Consider the following 26182-nt stretch of genomic DNA (forward strand, 5'->3'; position numbering starts at 1 on the left):
GCCCCGGGTCACCGGACCGCGAGCGGGTCGGCGGCGGCGCGGCGGCGTTGGACGGTGTCGACGACGCGCCACAGGACGGCGGTGATCGGGACGCTGACGAAGGCGCCGGCGATGCCCGCGAGGAGGGTGCCGGCGGTGACCGCCACCAGGATCACGGCGGGGTGCAGGCGTACCTGACGCTTCATGACCAGCGGTTCCAGCAGGTTGCCCTCGATCTGCTGCACCGCGACCACGGCGGCCAGGGTGAGCAGCGCGGTCGTCGGCCCGTTGGCAGCCAGAGCCACCAGCACCGCGATCGCGCCCGCGACCGTCGCCCCGATGATCGGCACGAAGCCGCCGAGGAACGTGATCAGCGCCAGTGGCAGCGCCAGCGGCACCCGAAGCACCACCAGGGCCAAGCCGATCCCGAGCGCGTCGATGGCCGCGATCATCATCGTCCCCCGGCTGTACGCGCCGAGCGTCTGCCAGCCGGCCCGGCCGGCCTCGGCCGCCACGGGTCGGTTCGGGCCGGCCATCCGGGACAGCGTCCACTGCCACATCGACCGGCCGTCCTTGAGCAGGAAGAAGAGCAGCACCAGGGCGAGCAGCGCGGAACCGACGACCTCGCTGGCCGTCCGCGCGCCCGCAACCGGGTCGGGGGAGCTGCCGCTGAGCCCTTCCCGGGCCTGGTCGACGAGTTTGTCGAGCTGGGCGTCGCTGACCGGCAGGGTGGACGTGACGAAGTCGCGGCTGCGGTCGAGACCCTGGGTGAGTTCCTGGCTGAGCTGGTCGAACTGACTGGCGGTCAGGTTCCACACCAGCGCTCCGACGCCCACCAGGATGCCGAGCAGCAGCAGGACGGAGAGCAGCGCCGCCAGCGCCGCGGGGAGGCGCAGGCGACGCAGCCGGAGCAGCACCGGGTCCAGCAGCGCGGTGAGGAAGATGGTGGCGGCCAGGGCGATGGCGAGCGGGGCCAGCAGGACGGCGATCCGACCCAGCAGGTAGAGCCCGGCGACGACCACCACCAGGCAGGCGCTCCACAGCACCGCGGTCCGTACCAGCCAGGGCAGTGCCGCCCACGCGTGCCGCGGCCCGGTGCCGCCGGCCGTCGCCGTGGTGCCGGTCTCCTGCGTCCCGCCGGTGGTCGGCGCGGCGTCCGCCCCGGGTTCGTCTGCCGTCATCTCGGCCCTCCTCGATCTCGGCGAGGTCGGTACCCGGCCGGCCGTGCGCCGACACCCGGTCGTCCGCGCGGATCGTACGCCGGCAGGGGCGCGCTGGTCGCGCCTTCGCGGTCTTCGCCCGAACGGCGGGCGTTTGCGCTGTCGGGACCAGGGAACGCCAAAGGGAACTATCCGAGGAGGAGGAGCACCGTGGGTGACTTCATGGACAAGGCCAAGGACTTCGCGGACAAGCACGACAAGCAGGTCGACCAGGGTATGGAGAAGGCCGGCGACATGGCCGACAAGCGCACCGGCGGCAAGTACGACGACCAGATCGACAAGGGCGTCGACCAGGCCCAGGCGCGTACCGGTGAGGGTGACCAGGTCCGCTGACGTGACAGACGTGTCCCGGGCCGCCGAGAACTCGGCGACCCGGGACTGTCGTGTCCGGACCGTACGTCGATCAGCGCTGCTGCCGCTCGCGTAGCTCGTCCATCGACGTCGGCCGGTCACTGAGCGCGTCACGCATCCGGTCGATCATCCCGGTGCCGGGAGCGAGCAGCTTGTTCGCCGGCGGGTGGTCCGGCGCGCTCGGGTGCGGGCGGGTCGGGGCGATCTTCTTGAACGCCGTCACCTTGCCGGCCAGCTCGACCATCTCCTCGCGGGCGGTGGCGGCGCGTAGCCGGGGGAAAAGGTCGTTCTCCTCGTCCTTGACGTGGTGACGGATGGTGCTGGTCAGGTGGGCCAGCAACTCGTCGAAGCGGGGGTCGGACGGGTCGACCGCCTCCAGATCCTTCATCGTGCGCTCGGCGTCGGCATGTTCCACGATCTCGTGGTCGGCGATCTGGTCGCCGTCGGGCAGCGCCTTGCGGGCCGTCGGATAGACGTACGCCTCCTCGGCCACGGCGTGCCGGACCAGCTCGGCGATCACGACGTCGGCGAGCTGACGGCGGTACTCGGGCGTACCCTGCCGTGTCTCCAACTCGACGAAGAGGGTCTCGACCTCACGGTGGTCGGCGACGAGGATGTCGACCACATCCTGGTCCCCGGTGCTCTGTGGACTGCTCATCTGGGCCCCTTACCGGTTGCGGATCGGTGGGTGTGTGGCCCCTGGTACCCCCGAGCGGTCGGGCAAACCTACGAACGCCGATGGATTCGCACTCCGGTGACGGCTGGTGCCGCCGGTGCCTCTGGGAAGCGCCGGGCGCGGCGGCACGATTGACCGCGCTTCCCGGGGGTAACCGCCGCCATGCCCGACGACCGTCCACCCGCCGGCCGCGACCAGTCGCGGCTCGACGAGGCCGCGGAGCGCGGCGGTCAGGCGGTCGAGCGGGTGCGGCACCGCAGCGGCCAGGCCGGCCGGGTCCGCGCCCGGCAGTGGGAGGTCACCCTGGTGATCGCTGCCCAGGCCGGGCTGGCGGCAGCGCTCGCGGCTCTGATCGCCAAGCACTTCCTCGGTCCGGGGTCGCACGTGTTCGCTCCCGCCGCCGCCGTCGGTACGATCGCCACCGCCATCGGGCAGCGGGCCCGGCGCACCTTCGAGCTGCTGTTCGGTGTCGGACTGGGCATCGTCATCGGCGACACGCTGCGCTTCTTCGTCGGTTCGGGACCGTGGCAGACGGGGGTGGTCGTCGGCCTGGCCATCGCCACCGCCCTCCTGGTGGCCGGGAAGGGTGGCCCGCTGGTCGGCCAGGCCGGTGGTACCGCCGTACTGATCGCCACGCTCGCCCCGATGGAGCGTGGCCTGGAGCTGCCCCGGATTTTCGACGCGCTCGTCGGTGGGGCCGTCGGTCTGGTCGTGGTCGCCCTGTTGCTGCCGGTCAACCCCATGCGGGTGCTGGACCGGGCCGCCACGCCGATCTTCACGATCCTGTCTGAACAACTCGACAAGCTGGGGCAGGCGCTCCGGCAGCGCGACAGCGGACGGACGAGACACGTCCTGGATACGTTGCGCGGCACCGACGGCGATCTCGGCCGACTGCACGACGCGCTGAGCGGCGCGGAGGAGGTGGTGACGATCGCGCCCGTCCGGTGGCATCGCCGCCAGCAGTTCCACAGGTACGCCCGCAGCGCCGAGAATCTCGAACGGTTGATGCTGGACAGCCGCGTCCTCGCCCGCTGGTCGACCACCGCCCTGCAGTACGACGAGCCGATCCCGCCGGAACTGCCGGACGCGATCGGCCGGCTGGGACAGGCGGTGGCGAAGATGCGGACGGAGTGCCGGACCGGCGACGACCCGCGGTACACCCGGAAGCTCGTCGAGGAGTGTGCCGAGTTGGCCGGCCGGGCCGCGGCGAGGGGAGTCAGGTCGTTCGGCGACGCGATGGTCACCGGCCTGCGTACCGCGTTGAGCGACCTGCTCCGGGCGGCCGGCTGCGAACCGGACGACGCCAACCGGATCGTGCGCCGGGCGGCCGGCGCCGGCGAGTCGGCCATCGCGCCGCCGGCCCGGCGTGAGCTGCACCGTGCCCGGCCGACACGGGCCGTCCGCGCGCGTCGCCGGGCGCACCTGGCCAACCGCAAACGCGACAGCAGAGCCGGCCCCTCCGCGCGGGAGAGGCCGGCCCGGTGAACTGTCGGATCAGGAGGAGTAGCCGCGCTCGGCGATCCAGTTGGCGACCTTCGGCAGGCTCATCCAGTACTCGCCCAGCGCCGGGTCTGCCGGGTCGGCGACCCGGATGAGGTCCCCGCCGTCGCGGTAGCCGACCAGCGTGAGGTAGTGGCCACCCTCGTACGAGTGCGGGTTGCCGTCGGTGTCCACCGTCGTGCCCTTGATGTTGGCCACCACCGGTCGGCCGGCGTCGATCGCGGCCAGCACGTCCCGGCGCAGCTGCTCGACCTGGTCGGGGCGGGCCACCGAGTCACGGATCTCGGTGGTGCGGTAGTGACCGCCGGTCAGCTCGCTGAGCACGCGGGTGGTGTCCAGGGCCGAGGGCGTGCCCGCCTCGGTGGTGCCGAGCCGTTTGGCCACCTCGTCCTGGGAAAGGGCCTTGCCCTGGGCCGACAGCGCGATGCGGGTCGCGGCCGGGCCGCAGTAGAAGAAGTTCGGCTGCGCCTGGTAGTCGACGTCGAGGATCCGCTCGGCAATGCGGCTGGTCTGGTTCGACGAGGACGGGGCCGCCGGCGCGGGGGCTGCCTGCGCGGCGACGGCGGGGCCGAGCGCGCAACCGCCGGCGACCAACAGGCCGACGACGGACAGGCCGCTCTTCTGCACGATCGGGTTCATGGTCGAGTCTCCGTTCGGGGGTAGCCGCCTCCGTGGCGGTCTCGGCCGTGGCTGCCGGGGACGTAACGGCCCTGCTCCGGGCGGCATTCCGCCGCCGGCTGCCGTTGCGGGCGTCGCGACCTGGCGTAACGACCGCCGGGGGTGGAGGATTCCGCGCGCGGTTGGCTCAGGTCCGCAGCTCGACAGCGAGCCGCAAACCAGACATATGGGACGTAACGGACGTCAGAGGCTTCCGGGTAGTCCCGTCACGGTGATCTCGATGACCACACGTTCCGGATTCGGGCGCGGGGTCCGATAGCGCTCGGCGTACCGGCGCTCCGCCTCCGCCACGGCGGCCCGGTCCGATCGGAGCACCGCCCGGCCCTCGATCGTCAACCAGCGACGGCCATCGACGTGGCAGACGGCCACCGGGGTTCCCTCCGCGCCGGCGGCGGCCACCCGCCGAGCCTTCTGGGACGTGCCGGAGGTGATCACGCGGGCCAGCCCGGCCGCCGGGTCGAGGGTGACCCCGACGGGTACGACGTGCGGGGTGCCGTTGGCGCGCAGTGTGGTCAGCGTGGCGAGGTGCCGCTCGGCGCAGAAGGCGGCCACCCGGTCGTCGTGGATGTCCAGTCGATGATCACCGGCCACGTGCGTCCCCCGTCCGGGTGTGGTTCGGAGCCGACGGCGCGTCCGCCTGCTCCGGCAGGCGACGGGCCGCCGCCCGGCGCTTGTGCACGAGTCGCGTGAGGTAGATCAACGCGCCGGCCAGGACGCCCATGTCGTCCAGGTAGATCGGGTCCGGCAGGATGTCCACCGGGAAGATCGTGTAGATCAACGCCCCGTAGAAGGCCACCTTGCCGCCCGCGCCGAGCCCGGTGAGCAGCCGCCTCGTACGCACCACACGCACCGCCAGCACCACCGCGCCGACCAGTGTGGCGAGCGCAAGGATGCCGGCCACCACCACGAGGACCCACGACTGTCGGGACATGCCGTCACGCTAACCCACCGACACCGACACCGACCCGGCCCGGAACGCTCGTCCCGGTTCGCGCCGCCGGCTCAGAACGCCGGGACGGCCGCCCGACCGCGGGCGACCACCGTGTTCTCCCGGGTCTGCTCGACAGCCGGCCGGAGCACCTCGCTGAGCGGCAGCACGGAGGCCGACTCCGCCGAGCGTCGTCCGGTGGCCGCGTGGACCTCCGCACGGAGGCTGCGCGCCGCCGCCACGGCCAGCTCCGCGGCCCGCCAGGCCGCCTGCTCGGACTCCACGGCGGCGGCGTGCCTGGCCGCCAGGTTGTCGCGGACGGCCCGTTGCAGCACGAGTTCCTGCTCGACCGGATGCAGCCGCGGGTCCCAACCGTCCCGGTGGGCGAAGACGTCACTGAGCTGTTCCACCGACAGTTCCCGCCGCCAGTACGCGTCCAGCGCGGCCCGGTGCAGGTAGCGCTCGCGGTCCGCGTACTCGGCGGGCGTCCGGACGGTCTGCGGCAACGGCATCGCGGCTGCCGCGCCGAGCCGCCGTACGCCCGCCTCGGCAGCCTCCAGCGCCTCCCAGGCCGACTCGACGGTCTCCTGCGCGGCCACCCACTCGGCACGTCGACGCTGGGCGGTGGTGGTGGCGCGTTCGGCGGCCACCGCGATCTCCTGCGCGTAGCGGCTCTGCTCCCGCTGCTCCTGCGCCTGTTCGAGGTGGCTGGGCATGGCCGCGTCGCGGATGCGGGCGGCCGGGTCGAGGCGTAGGCGGCCGGGTCGTGCCAGGAGCGCGGCGACGGCGAACACGACCACCCCGAGCAGGCTCAGCCAGATGGCGGCGGCCCGGGGTACGTCGGGCAGGACGGCGGAGAGGACGGTCTGCATGATCAGCACCTCGCGGTCGAATGACGGTATCGAGGGATGGGTCCCGACCCGTACGGGCCGGTCGGTCGACGCGACGGGCTCGCAGTGGGCGGGGTGAGCTGTTCCGATGGCCGGCCGGGGCGCAGAGCCGTCGCCGGGCGGGCATGCCGAGCGGGTGCGGCTGCGCGTTCGGACACCCGGATGACGACCCGGAGGCGGGTCAGACGAAGCGGCGGGTGACCTGGCGGACCGGGGTCAGCGGGCGGGAGGGCCGCGTCGGGGCGGGGTGCCGCGGCCGGGTACGCCGGCAGGGGGGTGCGCCACGCCCACGAGGACCGGGCCGGCCGGCGCGACGGCGTTTCCGCCGGTCGGCCGGGCAGGGACCGGCTGGCTCGTACGCTCGGTGGTCGGGGCGGCTTCGGGTCGAACGGCGTCCACCCGGCTGCTCACGGCGCTCGGGCGCAGTTGCGCCTCCGCGGGAGGCGGGGTGGCGGCGAGGGCGCCGCCGAGACCGACCGCGAGCACCAGCGCGGTGACCGCCAGCCTCGTCAGCTCCCGCAGCGACCGCAGCACGGCCCAGCGGGCCGGGCGGACCAGAGCTGCGGAGGACACCCGACCAACCTATCGCCCGACAGGGTGCGGCGCAGCACGACGGTGGAGACAACGGGAGTGACCACGACCACCGTCAACACTGTGGACGGTGCCGGGTCACGGTCTGGCGGCGGGCCGAAGCACGTGACCCCCGCCGGAGCGGGTCCGGCGGAGGTCACGTGAGGTCGTCTGCGGTGGCCGGGCGGTCAGCCGCCGGTGCCGAGCACCGGCGGCGCGGCGTCCCCGCCGTCCTGCCACACCATCTCGTCCTCGGTCAGCCAGGTCAGCCGGTCGTCGGACTCGTCGTCATCGCCCCGACCGTGCCCGCCGAGCACGCCGGGACGGCCGGTGGCCCGGCCGTTGCCCGTCAGGCCCTGCCGCCCGCCCGCGGCCGCCCGACCGGACTCGCCGCGCCGACCGTCGATGCTCCGCCCGACGCCGCTGGCCGAACGACTCTCCGCCGCGGCGGCACCACCGGTCGGCCGGGCCGAGGTGGTGGGAGTGCTGGTGGAAGCGGCGAGCGCGGAGGTGCGCAGCACCCCACCCGCGGGTGCGCCGCCGGCGGCCCCGAAGAGCAGGCTCGGGCCGCCTGCGGCGCTCGCGGGCATGGTGGTCGGCCCGGACAGACCGGCCAGTCCGGCCGCCCCGCCGGCGAGCAGAGCCCCGCCGACCAGCGGGTCCGCGCCGGCGAGGGAGGTGGTGCCCGCCGGGTCGCTGTCGGTGCCCTCCGGCCCGATGACGACGACCGAGCTGCCGCCGTCGTGGCCGGGAACGACCCCGCCCCCGGCGGTCGGCGGAGAGGCCACGCCATCGGGTGTCGCGATGGTCGCGCCGCCCGTGTGCGCGGCGAGACCGGTGGCGATCGGAGCGCTCGACGGCGTCGTGCTGGCCGGACCGCTGCGCGGCGCCGGCCGGTCGTCGTCGACCGTGCGCGGCGTGTCCGGATCCGGCGGAGGCGGGTCCACCACCCGGTCGTAGGCGGAGAGGTCGTAACCGGCAGCCAACTCGGCCACGAGGTTCACCATCCGCTGGTGGGCCTTCTCCTGCTCCTCCTTGTCCTGCTGGTGGCCCATGATGCCGCCGACCACCGCGCCGGGCAGGCCGAAGGCCGAGCCTTTGAGCGCGCCCTTGATGGCCTGGTCGTTGTCGTCGGTCTCCTCCGGGCTCTCCACATTCTGGTGCGCGGTACGCAGTTGGCCGGCCATCATGGTGAGACCCTGCTTGACGCCGGACATGCCCTCGCCCAGCGCGTCGGAGTGGTCGACGATCAGCGTGAGCCGTCGCTGGAACTCCCGGCCCGCCGCGCCCGTCCAGGTGTTGCCGAGCTTCTCGAGGTCGCCCTTCAGCTCACGGCCGAGGCCGTCCAGGATGCCCTTGAGGGCGGCCCACTGGGCGGCGATCCCTTCGATCTGCTCGGGCTTGCCGGCCATCACCGCGTCGTACAGCTCCTGGTGGCTCCGATCCTGGTAACGCTGGGTGTACTCAGACACGCCCGTCCCCCTTCGGCTGCAACGCCCGGTCGACCCCGGTCAGCGCCGCGGTGATGTCGGTGGCGTTGGCAGCGTTACGCGCCTCGGCGGTGCGGTAGTTGGCGAGGATGGTGCCGGTCGCCTGCTGCGCCGCCTGCACGGCCTGCCGGAGCCGCTCGGCCTGCTCCACGTAGGACTGGTGGACCTCGCTGTAGCGGCGCGAATTCTGTGTCGCGTCGGTGAACGAGCCGAGGGCCGGTGGGCTGCACTGCATCTCGGTGTTGAGCTTGCGCAGCACCGACTCGGCCTGACTCAGCCGCAGGGCGAGGTGCTGGTGGAAGTCCTCAAGGGACAGCAGGTCGACTTCCGTACGCCCGGTCATGGCAACATCCCCGTCGTTCTGGTTGACAACCGTCAGCGGATTCAGGTTAGTCCACCTCGGCGACCCGGGGCGACCCGTCCGAACCGCTCAGTCCTCAGTGGTGGTCGATGCCTCGCGGCTCCCACCACCAGTGCCGCCACTCGTCGGGGCGCTCGTGCTCGGCGTCGCCGAGGGCGACTGCGAGGGCGACTGCGTCGGCGACTGCGAGGGCGACTGCGTCGGCGACTGCGAGGGCGGCTGCGACGTCGTCGGGGCTGCCACCGCGTCACCGGGCGCGAACTGCGCGAGCGCGGCTTCCTGGTCCAGGGTCGGCCCGGTGGGGATCAACGCGAGCAGCGAGCCCGGCACCGCCAGCGGGGTGACCCCGTCGTAGCCGAGGGCGGCCCGCGCCTCGGGCGAACCGAGCGGGTACCGGACACCCTGGGGGCTGATCAGGTAGACCGTCGCGCCGGCGGCGCCGGACCCGCTGGTGCCGGCACCGGGCGCCGCCTGGGCCAGTACGCCCTTGCCGCCGGGCAGCAGCACCGACTCGGCCGTGCGCACCGCGTCCCGGGCACCCTGGCGTACCGGCACCGAGCCCGGCTCGGTGCCCGTCAGCTCCGTTGGCACGCGGTCGAAGACCTCCAGGGTGGTGGTCGGCGGGCCGCCGGCGGCGCCCTCCCGGTACGTCGCGCAGAGCAGCGTCTGTCCGGCCCGGGCCGGATACAGGGCCGGCAGCGTCCTCGGCATTCCCTCCGCGTCGATCCGCTGCTCCGTCAGGAGGCGTCCGGCCTGATCGGGGGTGATGTCGGTAATCCGACCGCCGCCGCTGATGAGCAGCAGCGCGGTGATCTCACTGATCGAGACGAGACCCTCGCGCGCCAGCACGTAGTGCTGCCCGGCGGCCTGGAAGACCTGGCCGATGGTGGCGGGCTGGCCGGCCACGCTCAACCCACTGCGGTCACCCATGCCGGGCAGCGACGGCTTGCGCAGCGGCGGCCCGGCCGGTACGGCGTTGAGCAACTGCTGCCCGACCGGCAGTGGAGCGGTACCCGTCATCCGCAGGGCGGCGACGGCCTGGTCACCGCCACGCACCTCCAGCCGGGAGTCGCCGGCGAGCAGGTGCCGCTGACCGTCCACGGTGACCAGCACCGCACGGTCACCGAGCGGCGTGCCGCCGGGCAGCGGCCGATTGATCACGACGCGGGTGGTGGTGTGACGCGGGTCGACCGGGTCGGGCACGTCGCAGACCGACCATGGCAGGCCGGTCAACGACTTGCGGTCCGGCAGCGCGTCGGGCGCGCCGACGATGCCGACGGTGCGGCCCCGTGGCCGGTCCCGCAGCGACGCCTGCGACATGGTGCGCACCGTCGGGTCCGGCTCGTTCAGGATGAGGCGGGCGGAGGTGTAGTTGAGCGTCGGGTGCAGTTGCCCCTGGGCGTACACGTAGGTGGCGCCGGTCTCCCGCTCGATGACCAGCGTGTTCTCGTCAAGCGGCGCGGTGTTCCCGGTCAACTGGCCGTACGCGCCCACGCCGCCGAGGACCACGGCGGCGGCGATCACGCTGCCGAAGACCGCCATGCCGAGCCGTCGCATCGGCAGATTGGTGGTCTCCGGGTCGCCCGACAGCAGCGCGGAGACGATCCGGCGGGTGACGAAGCGGTACGCCTGCACCTGATCGCGGCGGGTCCGCATGACTTACCTCCGGCGGGGTGGATCCGCAACGATGTCCTCGGGGTGCCGTCGCGGGCTTCCCTACGATAAGGGGCCGACGGCCGGTCCTCGGGGCCACCGCCGGAACACCCCGGCACAGGGCCGTACCGTCCAGGAGGGACAGTCAGCGATGACGCAGGTTCAGGCGCCACCCGCGGATGCCGTCATGCGGCCGTCCGCTGTTCCGGGGCGGGTCACCCCTGCGGCCGACCGACCGGGTCGGGGTCGCATCGGTCCGGTCCTGGTCGGCCAGCTCGTCGTACTCGAGGTCTGTGCCGTCGCCGTGTGGGCCGCGACGGCCGGTCCGAGCTGGCTGCTCGCGACGGTGGCCGTCGTGGCGGCGGTGGTCGTGCTGTCCGCGTTCGCCCGGCGGGGTGGTCGCTGGTGGTTCGAGGACGTGCTGCTGCGCCGCGGGATGCGTCGCCGCCGTGATCGGGCCGCCGCGGCCCTGGCCGGCGGTGCGGCCGCCGACCCCCGGCTGGCCGCGCTGGCCCCCGAGCTGGGCGTGATCGAGCTGACCGACCGGGGCACCCGGCTGGGTATCGGGCAGGACGACCAGGGTTGGTTCGCTGCGGTGGCGTTGCAGCCGGCCAGCGGCGCGGCGGTCGGCTCGGTGGAGGCTTCGACCGTCGACCGCGTGTTGCGGGTGCTCGCCGACTTCTCGGCGCCGGTCTCCCGGGCCCAGGTGGTCGCGCACACCCTGGTCTGGTATCCGGCGGCCGGCGCGCCACCGGCGGCGCACCGTACCGTCTGGGTGGCGCTGCGGCTCACGGTCCGCGACGCACGGGTGGAGACGGTGAGCCGGGGCGGCGGGCTGGCGGGCGTCCACCGCACACTGGCCGCCGGGATCGGCCGGTTGGGCAAGGCGTTGACGGCGGCCGGCCTGTCCCACCGGCCGCTGGGCCGTGACGAGCTGCGCGCCGCGGTGGTCTCGGCTGCCGGACTGGACCTGGTGCCGGAGCCACCGACCGAGACGTGGTCGGGGCTGCGTGGCGGTGGCTGGACGCACCGTTGCATGACCCTGCGGGGTCGGCCGGACGTGCCACTCGGCCCGCTGGTGGACGCGATCACCGCGACGTCCGCGCCCTCGCACACGGTGGCGGCGGCGGTGTCGCCCGACGGGCGCGTGGCGGCCCCGCTGCTGCGGGTCGCGGCCATGGACAACCACGTCGAGGCGCTGGTCAAGGTCGTCCGGGACGTGGCGCACCGGTCCGGCGCGTCGGCCCGGCCGATGGACGGCCAGCACGGGCCGGGTGTCTACGCGAGCGCGCCGGTCGCCGCCGCGCTCGGCGGCGTCGGCCGCCGGCAGCCCCGCTGAACGTTCCGGCAGGCCAATCCTGGCAGGCGCACCGACCTGCCGCAGGCGGCATGGACGGGGAAGGTGCCATCCGCCGGCCAGAAAATCTAGTCTCTGGAGCCTAGACATTCTCGGTGGAGCTGGTAATGTTTCCTCCGTTGACGACGAAGATCGGTTGAAGACGCCGACGTAACAGGCCGAGCGTCGCAGCAGGCCCGGAAGTTCTCGTGGCCCGCTCGGTACCGCGGTGGAACCACATCACCGCGTGCAACACGGCACGTGCACGACAAGACCTTGACGTAATTCCAGGTCAGGGCAACCGCAGGCAGGGCCGATGCAGTGTTCGGGGCTCCGCCTGACGCAGCAGGGATCCGCCGCACATGTTCGGGGCCATGAAGTCGCGTGGGGCTCCGGCATCGACGGATAGCACGGCAGACAGATGAAAGCAGAGGAAAGGGAGGGTTTGGCGCCGTTGGATCGCCCGCCGTCAGGACGTAGTTCCAGTTCTGAGGTGGACACCGTAATCACTTTGAACGCGAGGTGGTCTCCGGTCACGCTTATGCGATCCTCGCACCGCTTGCCGATCGCGGCAGGGTGCGGAAACGAGAACCCGACGAACCTGTCGGTAGATGGTGTATTCAACCCGTAACCCTGGGCCCCGGCGCGACACGCGCCGGGGCCCTCGTTCGTGAAGAAGGAATGTATGGCCCAACCCGACGACATGCTCAACGACGATGACTACCCGGCCTACACCATGGGCCGCGCCGCCGAGATCGTCGGCGCCTCGCAGGATTTCCTGCGCCGGCTTGACGAGGCGAAACTGATCATCCCGTTCCGCTCCGCCGGCGGCCACCGCCGCTACTCCCGATACCAGCTGCGTCTGGCCGTGCGAGCCCGGGAGATGGTCGACCACGGCACCGCTCTGGAAGCCGCCTGCCGGATCATCATCCTCGAAGACCAGCTGGAAGAAGCCCTTCAGCACCACCGCGACCACGAATGCCGCCAGCAGGGCGGCGCCGCCTGATCCCCACGCTGCACGGTCCTTCTCCACCCCGGGAAGGACCGTCTGCCGTCTTACGAGGGACCGTGCCGGCTACTCAGGGGCGGAGGTTGACGATCCAGTCGTACATGCCGCAGACCCAGACGGCGAGCGGCACCAACGCGATGATCAGCAGGATCTCGACGATGTCGAGCAACCGACCCCACACCGGTGAGATCCGCTTGCCGGCGACGGACAGGCCGTAGATCAGGCTGACCACGGCCGCCAGCAGCAGCCCACCGAGGACCAGGCCGAGCCGGACCGCCAGCGCGCCGCCGGCGAACGTCGCGGCCGCCGCCAGGCCCAGCCCGGCGGTGCCGGCGAGGAGTACCGGGACACGCTGCGCCCGGCCCAGCAGCGGACGCGCCCGCAGCAGCGACAACAGGGCCAGCACCAGACACAGCAGCACCGCCGCCAGCCTGCCGTCCAGGGCCAGGACCAGCTCCGCGCCGAGCACCAGCAGCGAGACCGTCCACAGCAGAGCGGTGAGGAACGCGTCGGCGCGGTCGCTGCGCTCGAGCACCCGCCGTCCGTCCACCGTCTCGCTGTCGGTCTTCAGGTCGTCCGGGCCCGTGGGGATCGACGGCACCGGCAGGCGGGCCAGCCGATAGGCGACCATCGGCAGGGCCGGCACCATCCCGAAGGCGACCGCCGCCACCACCGCGGCACCGGCCGCGGCGTCGATGTCGAGGAGCAGGCAGAGCAGCGCGCCCACACCGGTCCCCGCGCCCAGGCCGATACCGGCGAAGAAGAGGGGGTACCGGTCGTCACCGACGGCCAGCACGGCCACCGCGCCGGCGACCACCACGGCGGTGGCCGCGAGCAGGACGTGCGGGCTGGTCAGCTCGGTCAGCTTCCGGTCCCCGGCGAGCAGCAGCAGGCCGCCGGTACCCGCGTAGAGCAGCCCGCCCATCGCCAGCACCGAGCCCGTCCGGCTGTCGCCCACGGCCCGGGCGAGCACCGCCGCGCCGACCAGCAGCGCCACCGCGACCAGCACGGCAGCCAGCGCCGCGGGCAGGTGCGGAGGGCCGGTGAACAGGGCCGCCACGGCGCCCGCGCCGAACGCCGCCGCGGCGAACAGCACGGAGAACGACCGGGTCGCCTCGACCTGCCAGGAGCCCGGCCGCTGCGTGGTGGCGGTGGCGACCGCGTCCACCACATCGTCGAAGACGATCTCCGGGGCCGCCGCCGAACGCGGGTTGAAGTACAGCACCTCGCCGTCGCGGACACCGAGCTGCGCGGCGGTACGACCACCGTCCAGAGGCGCCGAGCCCAGGCGGGACAGCGCCCAGCCGCCGTGTCGTACCCCGTCGTCGGCCAGGTCCTCCCCCGCGTAACGCAGAAGGGTGGGCAGCAGGTCGGCCATCGGCACGTCCGACGGCAACGCCAGGTCCATCCGGGTACGGGGGGCCACAATGGTGATCCGGCTCAGACCGCCGGTCGCCGACTTCGTAGCCACAGTGGCCTCCTGGTGTCCATCTACGATCAGCGGGCCGCGGGTGCCACGGTGCGGGTGCACCGCGCCCACGGCAGATTACCTACGATGACGGGCACGTACAGTGCCCACCCGCGAGCTTCGCGTCGCGCCGGCACGACGGCAGGGCCGCTTCTGGGGAGGAGACAGCCGTGAGCACGGTGGTGTTCCGCCGACCTCCGCGTCAACCGGGGCCGGCTTTGCCGCGCGGCGAGGTGGTGCTGGAATCCCCGCCCGAGCTGCCCGAGGCGACACCGCGCGGGATGGGGCAGCTGCTCATGATCCTGCCGATGGTCTGCGGCGTCGGCGCGATGGCGTTCCTCTACGCCGGTCGGGGCGGCGGCATGATGACGTACGTCGCGGGTGGACTGTTCGGTGTGTCGATGCTCGGCATGGCCATCGGCTCACTCAGCAACGGTGGGAACGACAAGGCCGAGCTGAACGCCGACCGCCGCGACTACATGCGCTATCTGGCGCAGATGCGCAAGCGCACCCGGCGCGCGGCGGCCCAGCAGCGGGACGCGATGGACTGGCGGCACCCCAAGCCCGACGCGCTCTGGTCGATCGCGGCGTCCCGCCGGTTGTGGGAGCGCCGGATCACCGAGCCCGACTTCGGCGAGACGCGCATCGCGGTGGGCCCGCAGCGGCTCGCCGTGGAGATCGTCCCGCCGGAGACCAAGCCGGTCGAGGACCTGGAGCCGATGAGCGCTATCGCGCTGCGCCGGTTCGTCCGCGCACACACCACCGTGCCCGACCTGCCGACCGCGCTGTCGCTCCGCGCGTTCAGCCGGGTGGTGCTGCGCGGTGACCGGGAACCGGTGCTCGACCTGACCCGGGCGGCTCTGGGCCAGCTGGTGACCTTCCACGCCCCCGACGATCTGGTGATCGCCGTGGTCGCCGCCCCTGACCGGCAGTCGGCCTGGGAATGGGTGAAGTGGCTGCCGCACGCCCACCACAGTGGCCGGACCGACGCCGCCGGAGCGCGTCGTCTGGTCTTCGCCAGCCTGACCGAGGCCGAGGACTCCCTCGCCGCCGAGCTGGCCGGGCGACCCCGGTTCGCGGCCGAGGCGAAGCCGCTGACCACCGCGCCGCATCTCGTCGTGGTGGTCGACGGTGGCGAGATCTCCCCGACCTGCCAACTCGTCGGTCAGGGTCTGCTCGGTGTCACCATGGTCGACCTCTCCGGGACGGTGCCGCGCGACGCCGGTCGCTGGTTGCTCTGCCTGGACACGGGCGACGGCAGCTCGCTCGACCTGATCCGCGGCAACTCGACCTCGCGTCTCGGCCGGCCCGACCGACTCTCCGCCGAGGCGGCCGAGGGGCTGGCCCGGCAGATCGCGCCGTACCGGCTGTCGCAGCAGCAGGCCAGCAACGATGAGCCGCTGGCCCGCAGCATGGAGCTTCCGGACCTGCTCGGCGTCGGCGACGCCGCGGCGGTGGACGTGCACCAGACGTGGCGGCCACGCGGTCACCGCGACCGACTGCGCATCCCGCTGGGTGTCGGCCCGGACGGCAGCGTCGTCGAGCTGGACTTCAAGGAGTCCGCGCACGAGGGCATGGGCCCGCACGGCCTGGTGATCGGCGCGACCGGTTCCGGTAAGAGCGAACTGCTCCGTACGGTGGTGGCCGCGCTGGCGGTGACCCACTCGTCGGAGGAGTTGAACTTCGTTCTGGTGGACTTCAAGGGTGGTGCGACGTTCGCCTCGTTGGAGGCGTTGCCGCACACGAGCGCGGTGATCACGAACCTGGCGGACGAGTTGCCGTTGGTGGACCGGATGCGTGACGCGCTCGCCGGTGAGATGGTGCGTCGGCAGGAGTTGTTGCGGGCGGCGGGGAACTACGTTTCGCGGTTCGAGTATGAGAAGGCGCGTGCGGCGGGGGAGCCGTTGGCGCCGATGCCGAGTCTGTTGATCATTTGTGACGAGTTCAGTGAGTTGTTGGCCGCGAAGCCGGATTTCATCGATCTGTTCGTGATGATCGGTCGGTTGGGTCGGTCGTTGGGTGTGCATCTGTTGCTGGCCTCGCAGCGCTTGGAGGAGGGCAAGCTGCGGGGTCTGGACACGCATCTGTCGTACCGGATCGGGTTGCGGACCTTCTCGGCCGTGGAGAGCCGGATCGTGCTCGGCGTGCCCGACGCGTACGAGCTGCCGAGCGCCCCGGGGCACGGTTACCTGAAGACCGACACCAGCACCATGCTGCGGTTCCGGGCCGCGTACGTCTCGGGGCCGTACCGGGCGCCCGGCCAGCAGGCCACCGCGTCGCAGGCCCTCGTGCAGCGCCGGATCGTGCCGTACGGGATCAACTTCATCCCCGCGCAGGTCCCGCAGGTGTCGGTCGACACCGCGCCGGAGCCGGAGCAGCCGGCCGACGGCAAGGCCGTGGCCATGCTGGACGTGCTGATCGACCAGCTCAAGGGGCGGGGTCGACCGGCGCACCAGGTCTGGCTGCCGCCGCTGGCCGACCCACCGGGCCTGGGCGAACTGCTCGGCCCGCTGGCCGTCGACCCGACGTACGGGTTGTGCACGGCGTCCTGGCCGGGCCGGGGACGTCTGACGGTGCCGGTCGGTGTGGTGGACCGCCCGTACGAGCAGCGCCGCGATCCGATGATGGTCGAGTTGGCCGGCGCGGGCGGCAACGTGGTCATCGTCGGCGGTTCGCTCAGCGGCAAGAGCACCATGCTGCGGTCGCTGCTGGCCTCGCTGGCGCTCACCCACACGCCTCGTGAGGTGCAGTTCTTCTGCCTCGACTTCGGCGGCGGTGCGCTGCGCAGCCTGGAACGGCTGCCGCACATGGCCGGTGTGGCCGGTCGTCGGGACGTCGAGGCGGTACGCCGCACGGTGGCCGAGGTGGTCGCGGTGTTGGACGAGCGGGAGACGCGTTTCGCCCAGCACGGCATCGACTCGGTGGCGAGCTACCGACGTCGGCGGGCGGCCGGCGAGTTCGCCGACGACCCGTTCGGCGACGTGTTCCTGGTGGTGGACGGCTGGAACACGCTGCGCCAGGACTACGAGGAGCTGGAACAGACCATCACGACGCTCGCCAACCGGGGCCTCGGCTTCGGGGTGCACGTCGTGCTCACCGCGGTGCGGTGGGCGGAGATCCGGATCAACATGCGGGACCTGCTCGGCACCAAGCTGGAGCTGCGTCTGGGCGACGCCGCGGAGTCCGAGATCGACCGGCGCTCGGCGATGAACGTGCCGGAGAAGTCACCCGGTCGCGGCCTCACCCGGGACAAGCTGCACTTCCTCACGGCCATCTCGCGCATCGACGGTCGACGCGACATCGAGGACCTGAGTGAGGCGTCGGTCGCACTGGCCGGGCACGTGGCGGCGAACTGGCCGGGACGTCCCGCGCCGAAGGTACGGCTGCTGCCGCGCCGGCTGCCGGTGTCCGAGCTGGCCCGCATTATCGACCGGTCGGCGCCCGGCCTGCCGATCGGTGTCAACGAGTCGGCGCTCGCGCCGGTCTACCTGGACCTGGCGAACGAGCCGCACCTGACCGTCTTCGGTGACGCCGAGTGCGGCAAGACCAACCTGCTGCGGCTGATCGCGCGGGGCATCACCGAGCGGTACACGCCCGCGCAGGCCCGGCTGGTGATCGCCGACTACCGGCGCGGCCTGCTGGGCGCGGTCGAGGGCGATCACCTGCTCGACTACGCGCCGTCGAACCAGGCGTTCGCGCAGGGGCTCGCCTCGATCCGCAGCGCGCTGTCCAACCGGCTGCCGGGCCCGGACGTGACCACCGCCCAGCTCCGGGACCGTAGCTGGTGGAAGGGTCCGGACCTGTACATCCTGGTGGACGACTACGACCTGGTGGCCTCCGGCGGCAGCAATCCGCTGAGCGCCCTGCACGAGCTGCTGCCGCAGGCCCGCGACATCGGGCTGCACCTGATCATCACCCGTCGGGTCGGCGGTGTGGCGCGGGCGCTCTACGAGCCGGTGCTGCAACGGCTGCGTGAGCTGGACTCTCCCGGCCTGCTGATGTCCGGCAACCGGGAGGAGGGCGCGGTGTTCGGCACTCTGCGTCCGAGCCCGCAGCCGCCTGGCCGGGGCACGCTCGTCCGGCGGCGCGACGGTCAGCAGCTCATCCAGACCGCCTGGTCCGAGCCGGCCTGATCGAGCCACTCGGGTGGTCCGTGCGGACCGGTACGGGTGGTCCCACCGGGTCCGATCCACCACCATCCATCGATCGGACCCGGTCAGGGCTGCGGTGGCTGGACAGATTCCGCTACCGTCTCTGATGGAGTGTCCGTCGGTGGGGTGTTGCTGCCTTGCCGCGGGGGAGGGGCGCGGCAAAGCCGCCGCCACACAACATGACGGAAGGGTGTGAAGCATGGCGTTCGAGGTCGAAGCTGCGACTCTGCATACCGCCGCGAGTGACGTGCGGTCCACGCGCAGCGAGGTCGACGGCGAGCTGAAGAAGCTGTGGAACGTAGTCGACGACCTGGCCATGGCGTGGAAGGGTCAGGCGTCCACGGGGTTCCAGTCGCTCATGACTCGCTGGAACGAGGACACCGTGAGTCTGCTGACCGCGATGGACAACATCGCGGACCTGCTCGACAAGTCGGGTACGACGCACCAGGTCAACGACGAGGAGCAGCAGCAGATGCTGGACAAGTTCCACTCTGCTCTCAACCCGTGATCCGTAGCCAGCAGAGGAGGAAATCGTGACGATCAAGGTTGACTACGCGGTCCTCGAGAGCAGCAACCAGCAGATGCAGGCCATCTCGAAGACCATCGACGAGAAGCTGGACACGCTGCGGTCGATGCTGTCCAAGCTCGAGTGGGAGGGCGAGGACCGCACCGCCTACGAGCAGCACCAGGCGAAGTGGGACTCGTCGGTCCGGGACATCAACCGGATCCTGAACGAGATCGGTGGTGCCGTCGGCATCGCCCGCGAGAACTACGTCTCCACCGAGATGAGCAACTCCAAGGTGTGGGGCTGACACAATCACCGATGCGGCTCCGGTCCGGCTCGACCGGGCCGGAGCCGCATTGTGTAGGCGTCGGCGAGATACGGGAGAGCGATGCGTACGGGGAAGCCTTTCCGATCGACACGGGCTGTGGGCGCGGCCGCGCTGGCGCTCTGCGCCGCGTTGGTCCCCGCGGTGACCGTCGCTCCGGCGCCGGCCCGGGCCGCCGACACGGTCCGTGGCCTTCAGTGGTACCTGGACTATCTCAAGATCCCTGCCGCGCACCAGATCACCAAGGGCGCGGGTGTCGTGGTCGCCGTCGTCGACACCGGGGTCGAGGCCAGTCATCCGGATCTGCGCGGGCAGGTGCTCGCCGGGCACGGCACCAACGCCACTGCCGCGTCGGACGGCCGGCGTGACGACGACAAGGACAAGGGCCACGGCACCAAGATGGCCGGCACCATCGCCGGGCGCGGCGGTGGCGCGATGCACGAGTTGGGCATCGCGCCGGCCGCGAAGATCCTTCCGGTCTCGATGGGTGCCAGTTCGACCACCGACGACCTTGTCCTGGGCGTCCGGTGGGCCGCGGACAACGGCGCCGACGTCATCAACCTCTCGCTGCACACCGCGGACACGGCGGCGCCTCCGGAGCTGGTGGACGCCATCAACTACGCCCTGAGCAAGGACGCCGTGGTCGTCGCTTCCGCGGGCAACACCGAGCAGGGCGATCGAGAGGTCATGTCACCGGCCAACATCCCCGGTGTCGTCGCCGTCACCGGATTCGACAAGCGGGGTGGCTTCTTCGCCGGCTCGGTGCAGGGCCCGGAGGCAGTCATCGCGAGTCCGATGGAGAGCATCATCGGGCCGGTGCCGAAGGTCGTCTCACCGAACGGCTACTCGCTCGGCAGCGGTACCAGTTCGGCGGGCGCCATCATCTCCGGCGTGGTGGCGCTGATCCGCTCGAAGTACCCGAAGCTCGACGCGCCCAATGTCATCAGCCGGCTGATCGAGACGGCCCGCGACGCCGGGCCGGCCGGCCGGGACCCGCAGTTCGGCTTCGGCCGGGTCGATCCGGTCGCCGCGCTGACCCGCTCGGTGCCCGCCGTGACGGCGAACCCGCTGTTGAAGGGCGAGGCGGCCGGCCCGACCCGCGCCGGCGGCGCGACCCGACCGGGTGACGACGACGGTCCGGCGGTCGAGTTCGGCGTCTCGAACAAGGCCGGCGCGATCGTCCAGGCAGGGCTCTGCCTGGGCGTGCCCATCATCGGGTTGATCGTGCTGTTCGTGGTGCTGCGACGCCGCAAGCGGCGCACACCGCCGGCGGCCGTCGGCCCGTACCCCGGCACACCCGGCATGCCGCCACCCGGCTGGCCCGCCACCCAGCCGCCACCGGCGGGTTACGGCCCGCCGCAGCAGCCCGTCCCGGGGTACGGCCCGCCACCGGGCCAGTCCGGGTACCCGCCCGGTCATCCGACCGCGCCGGGCCAGTCCGGCTGGCCGGGCTCGGGCCCACCGCAGCCGGGCCCGCATCAGCAGTAGTGAGCGCACACCACCAGTCAGGGTTTCGGGGAGGGGACCGATGACGGACGACAGGACCACCCAGCCGGAACGGTACGTGAACGACGATCTTTACATCCCGGTCCCGGTGGGCGGGATACCGACGTCGGGTCTGGCCGTGACCGGCCTGGAGATCGACAACGTCAACCACGCCGCGACGCCGGAGGGTCTGATCGCCGCGCCCGGTGAGGCCGGCGTCAAGACCGAGTGGGACGCGACCAGCCTGGACTCGGCCATCACCTGGCTGGAGACCCATGCCGCGTACCTGAACAAGCTCTCCTACGACATGGTCGACATCCAGGACCTGATGGGTGGCGCCACCAGCGGCGTGGCGGGTGGGGCCGGCGGCCAGCCGAGCCCGCTCGGGGGGTTCGACTGGGCGGCCCGGTTGGCCGCCAAGCACCAGGGGCTCTACCAGGGCACCGAGTCCGGTGTCCGGAAGCTCTCGCAGAGCCTGTACGACGCGGCGGAGGCGCTGCGCCAGGTCAAGCAGAACTACGAGACGGCGGAGGAGCAGAACAGGATGTCCGCCGCCGACATGCAGCGTGTCTTCGGTGACGTGGCCGGCAACGGCGACGGACGCTAGGACGGGGGAGGACGGCAGATGGGCCTGAGCTGGGAAGAGATGTGCCAGAAGGTCGTCATCGACGGCCGGCCGGGTGACGTGGAGAGCGCCGCCCTCGGCTGGGAACAACTGATCAAGAATCTCAACAACGTCAAGCAGAGCCTCGACACCAACATCAAGGATCTGGGCACGACCTGGAAGGGCCCGGCGTACGAGGCGTTCAAGGGTCACGTCGAGCAGATCTCCAAGGACACCGGGCAGATCGTGGCGGACGCCGAGAAGGGCACCGGCATCGTCCAGTCGCTCAAGTCCGCCGCCGACAAGCTCACCGCGGCCCAGCGGGACTTCCCGGTCCCGGCGACCTGCGTCAACGACGTGCTGGAGGCACGCAACGCCAAGCTGACCCTCGGTGTCGGCTTCTTCGAGGCGAAGGTCTCGCCGGACTTCCTCGGCTGGTTCGACCCGGTGACGGCGATCGCCGACTGGATCAACGACCAGTCGGAGGACGCGGCCCGGGTCTATGAGCAGGTGAGCGGCGACTACCAGACCATCGCTCCCGGCCTGCCCGGTGAGGCCAAGCCCATTACGACGGTCGATACCGGGGGTGGCATTCCCGACCTGGGCAACGGCGGCGGTGGTGGCGGCGGTGGCGGCGGTGTGCCGAAGCTCGGCGGCGGTGGCGGCGGGGGTGGCCTGGGCGCCTCGCCCTCGATCGGCACCGGCGACATGCCGGGTACCGGAAACCTGCCCAGCGGGTCCGGCACCCACCCCGACCTCTCCGGCGGATACGACACCCCCGGCACGGGCGACTACCCGGGCACCGGCAGCGTTCCGGGCGTCGGCGGCGTGGACGACGAGTTCAGCAGCGGCCTCGCGGGTGCGGGCGGTGGCGGTTCACCCGGGCTGGGCTCCGGCCTCGGCTCCGGTGGCCTGGGCTCCTCGCCCGGGCTCGGCGGCGGCGGTGGTGGTCTGGGCAGCGCCGGGGGAGGCGTCGGCGCTCTCGCGGGTGGCGGCGCGCTCGGTCGGGCGGTCTCCCCGGGCATGGGCCCGATGATGGGTGGCGGCGCGGCGGGCGCCGGTCGCGGTGGCGGCCGGGGCGCCGGTGGTCGGCTCGGCGCGGGCGGCAAGCTGGCCGGTGGCATGGCACCCGGTATGGGTGGCGTCGCCGGTGGTGGCGGTGGTGCCGGCCGGGGCGGCGCCGGTCGGGGCGCGGCGGGCGCCGGAGGGCGTGGCGCGGGTGCGCGCGGTGCCGGTGGCGTAGCTGGCGCTGGTGGCGGTGCCGGCTACGGCGAGGAGGACACCGTCCGCAACACCTGGCTGGAAGAGGACGAGGACGTGTGGGGCGCGGACGGCGGCGGCACCTCCGGCATCCTGCGCTGAGCATCGCGGCACGGCGCTGGTGTGGTGGACCGCACCGGCGTCGTGACCGGGCTCAGTCGGTGAGCGGCTCGTCCGTGCGCCGGCCCGCACGCCAGCCGCGTCGGCGGCCCCGCGCCACGATCGGCCGGGTGATCAGCAGCAGCACGGTGAGCAGGGCGCCGACCACAGCCGCCCAGATCGCCGCGGTGCGCTGCCAGCTCAGCGGATCGGCTTCGGGAGCGGGCGCGGCGAGCGCCGCGACCGGCGGATTGGTGCGGGTGCCCAGCAGACTCGACACCGCCCGGTACGGGTTCACCACCCCGTAACCGACCTCGGCGTTCCGGCCCTGCGGCGGGTTGTCCGCCGTACGCTCCAGCCGGTCGGCGACCTGTTCCGGGGTGAGGTCCGGGTACGCGGCCCGGACCAGCGCCGCCGCCCCCGAGACGTACGCGGCGGCGAAGCTGGTGCCACCCGTCGGTTCGGCACGGTAGCCGGATCCACCGGGCGCGGGACCGACGATGTTCAGGCCCGGCGCGGCGACGTCGACGTAGCTGCCACTGACCGAGGTGCCGACGTGCCCGCCCTGCTCGTCCACGCCGGCGACGGCGATGACGCCCGGGTAGGCGGCCGGGTACGCCGGCTTGTCCTCCTGCGTCTCCTGCCGGTTGCCGGCGGCGGCGACCAGGATCACCCGCTGGGCGAGGGCGCGTTCGACGGCCCGGGCCAGTTCGGGTCGGGGCAGGGTCACCAGGGACAGGTTGATCACGTCGGCGCCGTTGTCGACCGCCCAGTCGATGGCCGCGGCGATCTGCCCGGGCAGCGCCTCGTCGTTGGTGCCCTTGGCGTCCGGCAGCACTCGGATCGGCAGGATGCGGGCCGCCGGGGCGATACCGCTGAACGGTGCTCCGGTGCCGTCCTGGCCGGCGATGATGCCGGCGACCATCGTGCCGTGGCCCGCCAGGTCGCACTGGCCTCTGTAGTTGGTCAGGTTGTTGAAGTCGCGCCCGGGGAGCACCCGGTTCTTCAGGGCGGGGTGGATGGCCGAGACCCCGGAGTCGATGACCGCCACCGTCACCCCGGCGCCGCGCGAGATCGGCCAGGCCGACACCGGATCCAGCCGGCGCAGCGCCCACGGCATCTCCACCAGGCCGTCCTCACCGGCCGGACCGCAGACGGGCGCCGCCGCTGCCGCCGGGGCACCGGGGGCCACCACCAGGGCGGCCCCGAGCAGGGCCGCGATCGTTCCACTGAGGACGGCGCGGACGGTACGGCGGGGCGGTTCGGTCGCGCTCGGCGGCAGGCATTCGCGCACCCGCAGAGATTACCGCTGCGCCGCGTCGGGCAGCGGCCCGGCGACGTCGGCGCGTAACGCCGTTGTCAGCGGGCGTCGTCGGCGGGGGGTGGGGTGAACAGCGCGAGGAGGTCGCCGACCTGTACCTCGGCCTCGGCGGGGTGCCGGAACCGGCCGGCGGGGTTCAGGGTGTACTCGTTGCGACGCCCCACCCGGGTGCGGTGCAGGTAACCCTCGGCCTCCAGGTCGGCGACGATGGCCTGGGCGGCCCGCTCGGTGACGCCCACCTCCGCCGCCACGTCGCGTAGTCGGGCGGTGGGGTCGCGGGCGATGGCGAGGAGCACATGCCCGTGGTTGGTGAGGAATGTCCAGTTCCGGCCGGCGCCGGCCGCCGTGCTCGCCATCGTGGGGCCGCCTTTCCGGGTCAACGTATGAAATCTAAATCACGCATATCTTGACGCATCTTGTGGTGCGTGTGACCGTTGAGCGCGGGCCAGCGCCCACCGCCGGCCGGGTGAAAAAGCCTGTTGAGCAGGTCAAACGCGTGGAGACGAGGTGCGGGGATGAGCCGTTCCGGTACGCCTGGCGGGCAGCCGGGCACGCAGCGGGCCGTCGATCGAACGTCGATCACGACCGAGCCGGCCCGAGCGTACGCCGAGCTGATCGGCGGCAACCGTCGCTTCGTGGCCGGAGCGCCGCGCCACCCCAACCAGGACGCCGGGCACCGGGCCGCCGTGGCGGACGGGCAGCACCCCTTCGCGGTGATCGTCGGCTGCTCCGACTCCCGCCTGGCCGCCGAGATCATCTTCGACCGGGGGCTGGGCGACCTCTTCGTCGTCCGGACCGCCGGGCACACCACCGGCCCGGAGGTGCTGGGCAGCGTGGAGTACGCGGTGGCCGTCCTCGGCACTCCGCTGGTGGTGGTGCTCGGCCACGACTCCTGCGGCGCCGTGCAGGCGGCCCGTGAGGCGGCGGCCACCGGCATCGCGCCACCGGGGCACCTTCCGGCCGTCGTCGACGCGGTGCTGCCCAGCCTTCGGCGGGCCACGGCCGAGGGCGTGGACGACATCGACGGCATCGTCGACATCCACATCGCGCAGACCGTCGAGACGCTGCTCGGGCAGTCGCCGGTGCTGGCCGACGAGGTGGCGCGGGGGCGGTGCGCGGTGGTGGGCATGTCGTACCGGCTCGCCGCCGGAGTGGTGCGGCCGGTGACTCCCGTACCTGCCGGTGCCGACACGGGCGACGAGCCCTCGGACGACCCGGCGACGACCACCACCGCCGCCTGACGCGCCGAGGGCCGCCCCACCGGACGGCGGGACGGCCCTCGCACTGCTGGGCGCCGGATCAGAGCAGCGACATGTGTACGTGGTCGGTGTGGTTCGACGGACCGCTGTACGACTTCCAGCCGGTCGCCGGGAACCAGATCTGCCGGTTCCAGATCACGTAGTAGATGCCGAGCCGGTCGGCGTTGCGGATGAGGAACGCGGCCACGTTGTTGCCGTACATCCGGGTGTCGTTGTTGTGCCACGGGCTGAAGCCGCTCTTCTGCAACGACCAGTCACAGGCGCGACCCTTCGGGTGCTCGTACGGTCCACCGTTGCGGTGGCAGCCCACGAACCGGTTGAACCCGGCCCGCTTGACCTCCTTGTACGCGTGCAGCGTGCGCGGCGTGACGCAGCCGGAGGTGGTCGGGTCGGGCTCGCTGCACGACTGCGGCTTCCAGTCCCCGTCGGCGGTGCGCCCCGGGCCGATCCGGGCGACCGGCGAGGTGGCGTCGACCAGGCCGCCGGTGAAACCCTTACCGCCGACCAGGGCGAGTGACTTCTCCGCGTCCCGCTTGTCCTTGGCCATCAGCGCGGTCTGCTTCTGCTGCTCCCGTACCTCGGCGTCGAGCGCCAGCTTGGCCTGCTCGGCGCGGGACTTGACCGCGTTGACCTCGGCGAGCTTCTTCCCGTTGACCATGTTCATCTCGTCGAGCGCCGCCGCCCGGCGGACGAACGAGTCCGGGGCGTCGCTCTCCAGCAGCATCGCCATCGCGCCGATCCGCCCGGTCCGGTACGACTGGGCGGCGATCTGCGCGACCTGCGGCTCCAGCGCGGCCAGGTCGGCCTTGGCCCGTTCGACCTCCGCGGCCAGCTCGAGCTGCCGCTTCTTGGACTTGTCCAACTTGGACTTGGCCGCCACGTAGTCCCGGTTGGTCTGCTCGATGACGTCGGTGATCAGCTTGGGCTCGTCGCTGTCCTCCTCGTGCCCGGACGGGGTGGGCGTCGTCGGGGCGGCGTGGGCCGGGAGGGGCCCGGCGAACACGGTCAGCGCAGCGAGCACGGCCACCACGGGCCTCAACCAGCGGCGTAGGGGTGCCGTCACA

General features: G+C 72.5%; 25 protein-coding genes. 11 read left to right on the forward strand and 14 right to left on the reverse strand.

Going from position 1 to position 26182, the window contains the following annotated elements:
- Positions 1 to 8 precede the first annotated feature (8 nt).
- The gene (locus tag ACTFTM_RS03680; protein ID WP_449564454.1) at positions 9 to 1160 is read right to left on the reverse strand and encodes an AI-2E family transporter; all 1152 of its coding nucleotides are present in this window, start codon (positions 1158 to 1160) and stop codon (positions 9 to 11) included.
- 201 nt (positions 1161 to 1361) lie between these two features.
- Between ACTFTM_RS03680 and ACTFTM_RS03685 the strand changes: the two genes are divergently transcribed.
- Positions 1362 to 1532: an antitoxin gene (locus tag ACTFTM_RS03685; RefSeq protein ID WP_393394344.1), complete on the forward strand. Its 171-nt coding sequence runs from the start codon at positions 1362 to 1364 to the stop codon at positions 1530 to 1532.
- Positions 1533 to 1602: 70 nt separating this feature from the next.
- Here the strand turns inward: ACTFTM_RS03685 and ACTFTM_RS03690 are convergent, their stop codons facing one another.
- The gene (locus ACTFTM_RS03690) at positions 1603 to 2208 is read right to left on the reverse strand and encodes a hemerythrin domain-containing protein (RefSeq protein WP_449564455.1); all 606 of its coding nucleotides are present in this window, start codon (positions 2206 to 2208) and stop codon (positions 1603 to 1605) included.
- A 180-nt stretch (positions 2209 to 2388) separates the two neighbouring features.
- Here ACTFTM_RS03690 and ACTFTM_RS03695 point away from each other — a divergent pair, with 180 nt between their 5' ends.
- Positions 2389 to 3711: an FUSC family protein gene (locus ACTFTM_RS03695; RefSeq protein WP_449564456.1), complete on the forward strand. Its 1323-nt coding sequence runs from the start codon at positions 2389 to 2391 to the stop codon at positions 3709 to 3711.
- Positions 3712 to 3720: 9 nt separating this feature from the next.
- On the opposite strand, the gene ACTFTM_RS03700 is transcribed toward ACTFTM_RS03695, so the two are convergent.
- The 8 genes from ACTFTM_RS03700 to eccB all read right to left on the reverse strand — a co-directional run bounded on the left by ACTFTM_RS03700 (position 3721) and on the right by eccB (position 10299).
- Positions 3721 to 4365, reverse strand: coding sequence for a C39 family peptidase (locus ACTFTM_RS03700; protein WP_449564457.1), 645 nt, complete (start codon positions 4363 to 4365; stop codon positions 3721 to 3723).
- Positions 4366 to 4587: 222 nt separating this feature from the next.
- Complete coding sequence (locus ACTFTM_RS03705; protein WP_449564458.1) at positions 4588 to 4995, reverse strand: pyridoxamine 5'-phosphate oxidase family protein; 408 nt, start codon at positions 4993 to 4995, stop codon at positions 4588 to 4590.
- Positions 4985 to 5335 (reverse strand): hypothetical protein, encoded by a 351-nt coding sequence (locus tag ACTFTM_RS03710; RefSeq protein WP_449564459.1) that lies wholly within the window; start codon positions 5333 to 5335, stop codon positions 4985 to 4987. Before ACTFTM_RS03710 ends, ACTFTM_RS03705 begins: the two co-directional genes overlap by 11 nt.
- Positions 5336 to 5406: 71 nt before the next feature.
- Positions 5407 to 6204, reverse strand: coding sequence for a hypothetical protein (locus tag ACTFTM_RS03715; protein WP_449564460.1), 798 nt, complete (start codon positions 6202 to 6204; stop codon positions 5407 to 5409).
- A 234-nt stretch (positions 6205 to 6438) separates the two neighbouring features.
- On the reverse strand, positions 6439 to 6795 hold the full coding sequence (locus tag ACTFTM_RS03720) for a hypothetical protein (RefSeq protein WP_449564461.1): 357 nt from the start codon (positions 6793 to 6795) through the stop codon (positions 6439 to 6441).
- 185 nt (positions 6796 to 6980) lie between these two features.
- The gene (locus ACTFTM_RS03725) at positions 6981 to 8264 is read right to left on the reverse strand and encodes a WXG100 family type VII secretion target (protein ID WP_449564462.1); all 1284 of its coding nucleotides are present in this window, start codon (positions 8262 to 8264) and stop codon (positions 6981 to 6983) included.
- Positions 8257 to 8625 carry a hypothetical protein gene (locus ACTFTM_RS03730; RefSeq protein ID WP_421474260.1) on the reverse strand — a complete coding sequence of 123 codons (369 nt, stop codon included), beginning with the start codon at positions 8623 to 8625 and terminating at the stop codon, positions 8257 to 8259. Before ACTFTM_RS03730 ends, ACTFTM_RS03725 begins: the two co-directional genes overlap by 8 nt.
- 87 nt (positions 8626 to 8712) lie before the next feature.
- Complete coding sequence (eccB, locus tag ACTFTM_RS03735; RefSeq protein ID WP_449564463.1) at positions 8713 to 10299, reverse strand: type VII secretion protein EccB; 1587 nt, start codon at positions 10297 to 10299, stop codon at positions 8713 to 8715.
- Between the two features lie 148 nt (positions 10300 to 10447).
- Between eccB and ACTFTM_RS03740 the strand changes: the two genes are divergently transcribed.
- Both ACTFTM_RS03740 and ACTFTM_RS03745 read left to right on the forward strand, forming a co-directional pair.
- Positions 10448 to 11635, forward strand: a complete 1188-nt coding sequence (locus tag ACTFTM_RS03740) for a type VII secretion protein EccE (protein ID WP_449564464.1) — start codon at positions 10448 to 10450, stop codon at positions 11633 to 11635.
- A gap of 682 nt (positions 11636 to 12317) precedes the next feature.
- Complete coding sequence (locus ACTFTM_RS03745; protein ID WP_449564465.1) at positions 12318 to 12638, forward strand: helix-turn-helix domain-containing protein; 321 nt, start codon at positions 12318 to 12320, stop codon at positions 12636 to 12638.
- A 73-nt stretch (positions 12639 to 12711) separates the two neighbouring features.
- Here the strand turns inward: ACTFTM_RS03745 and eccD are convergent, their stop codons facing one another.
- Positions 12712 to 14112: a type VII secretion integral membrane protein EccD gene (gene eccD, locus ACTFTM_RS03750; protein WP_449564466.1), complete on the reverse strand. Its 1401-nt coding sequence runs from the start codon at positions 14110 to 14112 to the stop codon at positions 12712 to 12714.
- A 167-nt stretch (positions 14113 to 14279) separates the two neighbouring features.
- Between eccD and eccCa the strand changes: the two genes are divergently transcribed.
- From eccCa to ACTFTM_RS03780, 6 genes are all read left to right on the forward strand, one after another.
- Positions 14280 to 18242, forward strand: coding sequence for a type VII secretion protein EccCa (gene eccCa, locus ACTFTM_RS03755; RefSeq protein WP_449564467.1), 3963 nt, complete (start codon positions 14280 to 14282; stop codon positions 18240 to 18242).
- 217 nt (positions 18243 to 18459) lie between these two features.
- Positions 18460 to 18768: a WXG100 family type VII secretion target gene (locus tag ACTFTM_RS03760; RefSeq protein WP_355049151.1), complete on the forward strand. Its 309-nt coding sequence runs from the start codon at positions 18460 to 18462 to the stop codon at positions 18766 to 18768.
- 25 nt (positions 18769 to 18793) lie between these two features.
- Positions 18794 to 19072 carry a WXG100 family type VII secretion target gene (locus ACTFTM_RS03765; RefSeq protein ID WP_007454922.1) on the forward strand — a complete coding sequence of 93 codons (279 nt, stop codon included), beginning with the start codon at positions 18794 to 18796 and terminating at the stop codon, positions 19070 to 19072.
- Between the two features lie 117 nt (positions 19073 to 19189).
- Positions 19190 to 20578 (forward strand): S8 family serine peptidase, encoded by a 1389-nt coding sequence (locus tag ACTFTM_RS03770; protein ID WP_449564468.1) that lies wholly within the window; start codon positions 19190 to 19192, stop codon positions 20576 to 20578.
- Between the two features lie 40 nt (positions 20579 to 20618).
- Positions 20619 to 21182, forward strand: coding sequence for a hypothetical protein (locus ACTFTM_RS03775; protein ID WP_433536774.1), 564 nt, complete (start codon positions 20619 to 20621; stop codon positions 21180 to 21182).
- An 18-nt stretch (positions 21183 to 21200) separates the two neighbouring features.
- Entirely contained in the window at positions 21201 to 22541 is a 1341-nt protein-coding gene (locus ACTFTM_RS03780; RefSeq protein WP_449564469.1) for a WXG100 family type VII secretion target, read from the forward strand.
- A 52-nt stretch (positions 22542 to 22593) separates the two neighbouring features.
- On the opposite strand, the gene mycP is transcribed toward ACTFTM_RS03780, so the two are convergent.
- Both mycP and ACTFTM_RS03790 read right to left on the reverse strand, forming a co-directional pair.
- Positions 22594 to 23832 (reverse strand): type VII secretion-associated serine protease mycosin, encoded by a 1239-nt coding sequence (mycP, locus tag ACTFTM_RS03785; RefSeq protein ID WP_449564470.1) that lies wholly within the window; start codon positions 23830 to 23832, stop codon positions 22594 to 22596.
- 65 nt (positions 23833 to 23897) lie between these two features.
- Complete coding sequence (locus ACTFTM_RS03790; protein ID WP_449564471.1) at positions 23898 to 24215, reverse strand: helix-turn-helix transcriptional regulator; 318 nt, start codon at positions 24213 to 24215, stop codon at positions 23898 to 23900.
- A 159-nt stretch (positions 24216 to 24374) separates the two neighbouring features.
- Between ACTFTM_RS03790 and ACTFTM_RS03795 the strand changes: the two genes are divergently transcribed.
- Positions 24375 to 25100 carry a carbonic anhydrase gene (locus tag ACTFTM_RS03795; protein WP_449564472.1) on the forward strand — a complete coding sequence of 242 codons (726 nt, stop codon included), beginning with the start codon at positions 24375 to 24377 and terminating at the stop codon, positions 25098 to 25100.
- 58 nt (positions 25101 to 25158) lie between these two features.
- Here the strand turns inward: ACTFTM_RS03795 and ACTFTM_RS03800 are convergent, their stop codons facing one another.
- A complete protein-coding gene (locus tag ACTFTM_RS03800) occupies positions 25159 to 26181 on the reverse strand; it encodes a coiled-coil domain-containing protein (RefSeq protein WP_449564473.1) in 1023 nt (340 codons plus the stop codon).
- Position 26182: the final 1 nt, after the last annotated feature.

It is taken from the genome of Micromonospora sp. RB23, assembly GCF_053585025.1.